At 57.9% G+C, this 252-nt stretch carries 1 pseudogene; it reads right to left on the bottom strand.

Annotated features, from left to right (window positions below):
* Positions 1-184 (bottom strand): annotated as a pseudogene (locus AC0IYH_RS32915) (tripartite tricarboxylate transporter substrate binding protein); the annotation flags it as partial.
* Positions 185-252 lie beyond the last annotated feature (68 nt).

The raw sequence follows: 252 nt of genomic DNA, 5'->3' as shown, positions 1-252 counted from the left end.
CGTTGAAGTACTTGGCCATCATGCGGGCGTTGAAGTCAGTGTCGCCGCCGGGGTTGGCAATCACGACGACCTGAACCGGCCGAGTCGGCCATTTGACGTCATCAGCGAGAGCGACGGAGTGGGCGCTGATGGCACCCATGCCGACCATGGCAGAGAGGAGGGAGGCGCGGAATATTTTTTTCATTGGAGGCTCCGTGGGGTGTAGAAGTCGCTCGGCTTAACCGAGGCAACCGAGTCTTGTAAGTTTTATGA

It is taken from the genome of Pseudomonas sp. AC463, from assembly GCF_979253585.1.
Note: the sequence above shows the minus strand (reverse complement) of the source record. Positions and strands in the feature narration are given on the sequence as shown.